Below are 6,421 nucleotides of genomic sequence, written 5' to 3'. Positions count from 1 at the left end.
GGGTACGCCCAGCCGGCTCAGACGAGGCCGGCCTGGTGGGCCAGGACGGCGAGCTGGGCTCGGTCCCGCGCCGCCAGTTTCACCATCACCCGGCTCACGTGGGTGCGGGCCGTCGCCGGACTGATCACCAGTTGGGCGGCGATCTCGTCGTTGGACAGCCCGTGGCCGACGAGGCTCATCACCTCGCGTTCCCGCACGGTTAGCCCGCGCAGGTCCGGGGCGGCGACGGCGGCTGGCCGGCGGGCGAAGGCCTCGATGACGAGCCGGGTCACCGTCGGGGAGAGCAGGGACTCGCCCGCGGCGACGACCCGGATCGCCCGCAGCAGGTCGGCGGGCTCGGTGTCCTTGAGCACGAAGCCCGAGGCGCCGCCCCGCAACGCCTCGAAGACGTATTCGTCCAGCTCAAAGGTGGTGACCATGACGACCCGGGTGGCGGCCAGGCCGGGATCCTCGACGATCGTCCGCAGCGCCGCCAGCCCGTCGAGAACCGGCATGCGGATGTCGAGCAGCACGACGTCGGGTCGGGTGGCGCGGACGAGCTCGACCGCGGCCCGGCCGTCCTCGGCCTCGCCGACGAGCTCCAGATCGTCCTCGGTCTCGATGAGTACCCGCAGCCCGAGCCGCACCAGCGGCTGGTCGTCGGCCACCGCCACCCGGATCACGAGCGCGTCACCCGGCCGGGGAGCGTCCGGCCGCCGCCGGTGTGCACCGGAAGCTCGGCCCGGACCTGCCAACCGCCGGCCTGGACCGGTCCGGCGGTGAGGCTTCCGCCGAACTCCGCGGCCCGCTCCCGCAGCCCGGTGAGCCCGTGGCCGGTCGAGGTCGGCCAGCCGTGCGGCTCGCCGGGGAGCGGCGGGGGCGCGGCCGTGCCCGGCTGGTCGGTGACGTCGACGACGAGCCGGCCGCCGATGATCCCCATGGTGACGCGCACTCGTACTCCGTTCGGCTCCCCGTGCCGGAGCACGTTGGTCAGCGACTCCTGAATGATGCGGTAGGCCGCCAGATCGAGGTCCGCCGGCAGGCCCGTGAGATCCCGGGAGTCTCCCTGCGTGACGAGCTCGACGGGCACCCCGCAGAGCCGGACCTCGCGCAGCAGGCTCGGGAGTCGGCCGAGTCCCGTCAACGGGGTTCTGGGCGGCTCGTCATGCGCCTCGCGGGCCCTGCCGGTCCCCTCCGGGGTATCCGTCGAGGACGTGGCAGCGGCAGCAGCGGTGGTGGCAGCAGCAGCGGTGGCAGTGGTGGCATTGGCAGCGGCGGCGGTGACGTCGTCCGCGGCCGGGTCCGCCCGCCGGCCGGCCCGGGTGAGCGCCAGGGTGGCCCGCAGCTCGTCCAGCGCGTCGACGCTCGTCCGGCGGATGGCCTCCAGGGCCACCTGGGCCTGCTCGGGACGCCGGTCCAGCACATGCAGCGCCACCGCGGCCTGCAGGGAGATAATGGACAGGCTGTGGCCCACGACATCGTGAACCTCGCGAGCCATCCGCAGCCGTTCCTGTTCGATCCGGCGGCGGGTCGCCTCCTCCTTGGCCTGCGCAGAGGCGATGCGGTTGAGTCTGATCAGGGCGCCCACGAACGCGGGAACGGTGCAGGATGCGGCCGTCCCGATTATCGCGATGGCGAACTTCCAGCCGCCGTCGGCGTATCCCCGCAGCAGCGCGACGACCGAGCCGAGGAAGATCAGTAGAACGCAGACCCCCACGGCTCGGCTCGTCGTCCGCTGGTCGTGGCGCAGCCCGACCGCGAGCCCGGCCACGATCACGGGAAAGAACGCGGGGCCGCGCGGGTAGCCGGCGCCGAGGTAGCCGCCGAGGAGCAGGCTCGTGGCCACGAGCATGGCCAACGGGGCCCGGCGGCGCAGGGGGATGGCGGCGGCCAGCAGGGCGAGCAGCACGTAGGCGAAGGCATCCAACGGCCGGGAGGGGGGCACCTGGTCGGCACCCGCCTCCCCGGAACCGCGGAGCAACGCCGCCGCGGTGAATGCGGTGAACAGGACGTCACCGATCACCGGGAAGATGCCGCGCCTGGCCTCCATCTCTCCGACGGTAGCGAGCCGCCGTCGTGCCGACATCCGCCACTGGACGTATCCCGCGTACGGGCCGGGACGCAGCCGGGAGGAGGAAGCGCCCGGCCGGTGGTCGATCGGTTTCGACGTGTCCTTGTGGTGTCCTTGTTACGGGCTGTGTCCTTGTTACGGTTACGCTGCGGCCTAAGGGCTCACGACGGCCGGTGGCGGGGAGGTGCCAGGCGGGTGATCCTCGCGATCGAAGGCGTCGACGGCGCGGGCAAGAACACGCTAACCGGGCGGCTGGTCGCTCGCCTCACCGCCGCCGGCCGCAGCGTCGCGACGCTCGCCTATCCCCGCTATGCGACCGAGCCTCTCGGCCCGGCGGTGCGCGGCTTGCTGGCCGGCGATCCGCGGCTCGCGCCGCTCGCGGCCTCTCCCCGGGCGAGCGCGATGATGTTCGCGCTCGACCGGGCCAACTCCCGTCCCGAACTCGACGCCCTCGTCCGCACGCATGATCTGGTGATCATCGATCGTTACGTGGCGTCGAACGCGGCGTACGGCGCGGCGCGGCTGCCGGCCACCGAGCGGGAGAGCTTTCCCGCCTGGATCGCCGAGCTGGAACTCGGCGCGCTCGCGCTGCCGGTGCCCGATCTCCAGGTCCTGCTGCGGATCCCGGTGGGGACGGCGCGGGCGGGTACGCTCGCCCGCGCCGGGGCCGACCGAGGCCGGGCGCTGGACACCTTCGAGTCCGACGACGGGCTGCAGGAGCGGTGCGCGCGGATGTACGAGGAGTTGGCGGCCCGGAGCTGGGTCTCCCCGTGGCTGGTGGTGGACCGGGAGACCGGTGTCGACACGATCTGCGAACACCTCACCACCCGGTAGGGACGCTACGGGCAGTGAGACCATCCCGGATTTTCCGGATTTCTGGGTTATGGGGACGTAATGAAGTAACAAATACGTGATCGAGAGCATCATCGCAGGTCACAGGCCTGTGGAGGGTTCGAAACGCGCAAGTTATTTCATTTCGACTCCTATGCAGGTTATGCGTTAGGCCGAGGCCAACGCCTCGGCTCGCCGGGTGGCACGTTCCGTGGTCCGCGCCAGCTTCGCTTCCTGCTGCGTCGCGAGGGCGTCGAGCCCGGTGACGAAGGCGGAGACCTCCTCGCGGGCCTTCTCAGCCTCGCCATTCAGGCCCTCCAGGTCGAAGAACCGCCAGTGACGCAGGATCGGCAGCACCACGTCGTCGTGGTGGATGCGCAGGTTGTAGATGCCGGCCCGGGCGATCTGGATCGCCTTGCGGCCGAAGTCACGGATGCCGGTGCCGGGCATCTGGAAGTTGACGAGCTCGTCGCGGATGGCCACCACGGTACGCGAGGGGTCGAGCTCCAGCGCCCCCGCGATCACGTTCCGATAGAAGATCATGTGCAGGTTCTCGTCCGTCGCCACCCGCGTGAGCAGCTTCTCGGCGATCGGTTCCCCGCAGAAACGGCCAGTGTTGCGGTGGCTCACCCGGGTCGCCAGTTCCTGGAAGGAGACGTACGCCGTTGCCTCCAGCGGGGACTTGTCCCGGCTGTCGTAGCCCTTGCCCATCTGGTACATGCGGTTGCGTTCGAGGGCGATCGGGTCCACCGCCCGGGTGACCAGGAGGTAGTCGCGCATCGCTATGGAGTGGCGCCCCTCTTCGGCGGTCCACCGGTGCACCCAGCTTCCCCAGGCGCCGTCCCGGCCGAACGCGTCCGCGATCTCCCGGTGGTAGCTCGGCAGGTTGTCCTCGGTCAGCAGGTTGACCTCGAACGCGATCTGCGCGATCTTGGAAAGCTTCGACTGCCCGGGCTCCCAGGGGAGACTGTCGAAGTCGCGGCCCTCGCCCCAGGGTACGTACTCGTGCGGCATCCATTCGGCGGCGACGCCGAGATGCCGGTTCAGGTTGGCCTCGGCGACGGGCTCCAGATCGCGTATCAGGTCGATGTCCGTGAGTGATTTCATTGGGGAACTGTTCCAGAGGGATCATGTGTTAACCATGTCCCGCGGGTGTGGATTACCGAGCGTGGAACTGTTCCGCCGAGGCAGTCCCGCTGCGGGAGCGGGCATCCTTGCCAGGCCCGGCGAGGACGCCCGGCCGGACAGTCCCGGCGCGCCCGGTCGGCATCCGGCTCACACCGAACTCTCATGATGCTCGGATGAACTCGACGCGGACGATGTCGACATCGCCGCCCGCATCGCCGTCCACCCGCTGCATCGAGGTCGCGTCCAGGGAGCCGGACATGTCCACTGCCCCGCGTGTGCTGGTTGTCGACGATGAGCCGAACATCGTCGATCTGCTGCGGATGGCGTTACGTTTCCATGGTTTCGACGTTCTGACCGCGACCACCGGTCGGGCGGCGCTCGAGTTGGCCGTCGAGGCCCGGCCGGATCTGATGATCCTTGATGTGATGCTGCCCGACATCGACGGCTTCGAGATCTGCCGGATGTTGCGCGCGGACGGGCACCCGGTACCCGTCGTCTACCTGAGCGCGCGCAACGCCCACCGGGACAAGATCGCCGGCCTCACCTACGGCGGCGACGACTACGTCACCAAGCCGTTCGCCGTCGACGAGCTCGTCGCCCGGGTCCGGGCCGTGCTGCGCCGGACGTCACCTCCGCCGGCCGAGCCGGCACCCGTGCCGCCGTCCCCGCTGCGGTTCGCCGACGTGGAACTCGACCGGGACGCCCATCTCGTCCGCCGCGCCGGGGAACCGATCGACCTGTCGCCGACGGAGTTCTCCCTGCTGCGGTACTTCCTGACCAACCCCAACCGGGTGCTGTCCAGGACCCAGATCCTCGACGCGGTGTGGAGCTACGACTACGCGGGCGAGCCGACCATCGTGGACCAGTACGTCAGCTACCTGCGGCGCAAGCTCGGCCGGCACGGCCCGTCTCTCATCCACACCCAGCGTGGTTTTGGCTACGTGCTGCGCCTTCCGGTGGCGGGGTCCAACCGGTGACGCTCCGCCTGAAGCTGATGTCCGGCCTGATCGCGCTGACCGCACTGGGACTGGTCATCGTGGGTGGGGCGAGCGTGTTCGCGCTGCGTGCCTACCTGGACGACCGGATCGACCAGCAGCTCACCCGCGCGCGGGTGCTGGGCGGCCTGCCGGCTGCTGCCTATCTGTCCCGGTGGGAGGCGCTGGGCCGGGCCGGGGTGGAGCGGGCCGTGGCGCCGACCGACTACCTGGTGGAGATCCGGCGGACGGACGGGACGGTGCTGCGCATCGCGGGTTCGGTGACTCCCACGCCGCCGGCTACGCCCCTGCTGGACGCCGCCGGGGACCGGGGTGCCGCACCGTTCACCGTCATCGCCGACCGGGAGCGGTACCGAGCGGTCGTCCGGGACAGTCCGCGCGGGCCACGGGTTCTCGTCGCGCTGCCGCTGAAGCCGGTCGCGGAGACGGTCCACCGACTGGTGATGATCGAAGTGGCGGTGGGTCTCGCGGTGCTCGCCGCGATCGCCGTGCTCGCCTGGGTGCGGCTGACCCGTGGCCTGCGCCCACTGCGTCAGATGATCTCCACCGCGTCGGCGATCGCCGGGGGGATCTCGACCGGCGGGTGCCGGCGGGGTCGGCCCGTTCGGAGACCGGTCAGCTCGCCATGGCCCTCAACACGATGCTCGGCCAGATCCAGGCCGCGTTCGCCGCCCGGGTCGCCTCCCAGGAGCAGCTCCGCCGCTTCGCCGCCGACGCCTCCCACGAGCTGCGGACGCCGTTGACCTCGATCCGCGGCTACGCCGATCTGCTGCGCGGCGGAATGGTGACGGCGATCGACGCGGATGACGCGCTACGCCGGGTCCAGGAGGAGGCCGCCCGGATAAGCACCCTCGTCGACGACCTGCTGTACCTGGCCCACCTCGACGAGCAGCGACCGATGCGGCGGGCCGAGATCGACTTTGCCAGGCTCGTCCGCGACGCCGTCGCCGACCTGCGGGTCGCGGTCCCCGAGCGCCCGGTGAGCGCCGAGCTCCCGGCGAGCTGTGTCGTCCTCGGCGACGAGAACGCGCTGCGCCAGCTCGCCGGCAACCTCCTGACCAACGCCCGCGTCCACACCCCGCCCGAGACGCCGATCGAGGTGCGGCTGCACGCGCTGCCGGCGGGCGCCGCGCCGACCGGCCCCGCCGCCCCCGGGACCCCCCGGGGGCGCGGAGCTTCACGTCATCGACCACGGGCCGGGCATGCCACCGGAGGTTGCCGAGCACGTGTTCGACCGCTTCTACCGGGCCGCGGACAGCCGGGCACGGGGGCCTGGCGGCAACGGGCTGGGGCTGTCCATCGTCGCGGCGACCGCCGCCGCCCATGGCGGCCGGGTCGAGGTGTCCAGTGCCGTCGGCACCGGCACGGTCTTCCGGTTCCTGCTGCCGGTGCCGGTTCCGGAGGCGGCATCGTGGGT

Annotated in this window: 7 protein-coding genes and 1 pseudogene; 4 read left to right on the top strand and 4 right to left on the bottom strand. The window is 71.3% G+C overall.

Translation table 11 applies throughout. The annotated features are described in order from the left end of the window. Positions 1 to 17: 17 nt before the first annotated feature. Positions 18 to 662: a response regulator gene (locus AC08OQ_RS16720; protein ID WP_476601867.1), complete on the bottom strand. Its 645-nt coding sequence runs from the start codon at positions 660 to 662 to the stop codon at positions 18 to 20. Beyond that, the gene (locus AC08OQ_RS16715; protein ID WP_476612182.1) at positions 659 to 2,065 is read right to left on the bottom strand and encodes a sensor histidine kinase; all 1,407 of its coding nucleotides are present in this window, start codon (positions 2,063 to 2,065) and stop codon (positions 659 to 661) included. Before AC08OQ_RS16715 ends, AC08OQ_RS16720 begins: the two co-directional genes overlap by 4 nt. Before the next feature lie 180 nt (positions 2,066 to 2,245). Between AC08OQ_RS16715 and AC08OQ_RS16710 the strand changes: the two genes are divergently transcribed. Next, complete coding sequence (locus AC08OQ_RS16710; RefSeq protein ID WP_476601865.1) at positions 2,246 to 2,884, top strand: dTMP kinase; 639 nt, start codon at positions 2,246 to 2,248, stop codon at positions 2,882 to 2,884. A 165-nt stretch (positions 2,885 to 3,049) separates the two neighbouring features. On the opposite strand, the gene AC08OQ_RS16705 is transcribed toward AC08OQ_RS16710, so the two are convergent. Then, entirely contained in the window at positions 3,050 to 3,988 is a 939-nt protein-coding gene (locus AC08OQ_RS16705) for an acyl-ACP desaturase (RefSeq protein WP_462189227.1), read from the bottom strand. A gap of 278 nt (positions 3,989 to 4,266) precedes the next feature. Here AC08OQ_RS16705 and AC08OQ_RS16700 point away from each other — a divergent pair, with 278 nt between their 5' ends. Both AC08OQ_RS16700 and AC08OQ_RS16695 read left to right on the top strand, forming a co-directional pair. Continuing rightward, positions 4,267 to 4,986: a response regulator transcription factor gene (locus AC08OQ_RS16700; protein ID WP_476601864.1), complete on the top strand. Its 720-nt coding sequence runs from the start codon at positions 4,267 to 4,269 to the stop codon at positions 4,984 to 4,986. Then, positions 4,937 to 5,833 (top strand): annotated as a pseudogene (locus tag AC08OQ_RS16695) (histidine kinase dimerization/phospho-acceptor domain-containing protein); the annotation flags it as partial. The gene AC08OQ_RS16700 and the pseudogene AC08OQ_RS16695, both read left to right, overlap by 50 nt. Here the strand turns inward: AC08OQ_RS16695 and AC08OQ_RS16690 are convergent. Next, positions 5,816 to 6,079, bottom strand: coding sequence for a hypothetical protein (locus tag AC08OQ_RS16690; protein WP_476601863.1), 264 nt, complete (start codon positions 6,077 to 6,079; stop codon positions 5,816 to 5,818). The pseudogene AC08OQ_RS16695 and the gene AC08OQ_RS16690 sit on opposite strands and share 18 nt — an antisense overlap. A 127-nt stretch (positions 6,080 to 6,206) precedes the next feature. On the opposite strand from AC08OQ_RS16690, the gene AC08OQ_RS16685 reads away from it, so the two are divergent. Next, on the top strand, positions 6,207 to 6,421 hold a 215-nt coding region (locus AC08OQ_RS16685; RefSeq protein WP_476612181.1), incomplete at its 3' end, for an ATP-binding protein.

Source organism: Frankia sp. CcCS3, from assembly GCF_977927575.1.
Note: the sequence above shows the minus strand (reverse complement) of the source record. Positions and strands in the feature narration are given on the sequence as shown.

Bases quoted from the DNA above. Each gene is read 5' to 3' on its own strand.
- AC08OQ_RS16715 (WP_476612182.1), bottom strand. From the start codon at position 2,065: ATGTCGGCACGACGGCGGCTCGCTACCGTCGGAGAGATGGAGGCCAGG.
- AC08OQ_RS16705 (WP_462189227.1), bottom strand. From the start codon at position 3,988: ATGAAATCACTCACGGACATCGACCTGATACGCGATCTGGAGCCCGTC.
- AC08OQ_RS16700 (WP_476601864.1), top strand. From the start codon at position 4,267: ATGTCCACTGCCCCGCGTGTGCTGGTTGTCGACGATGAGCCGAACATC.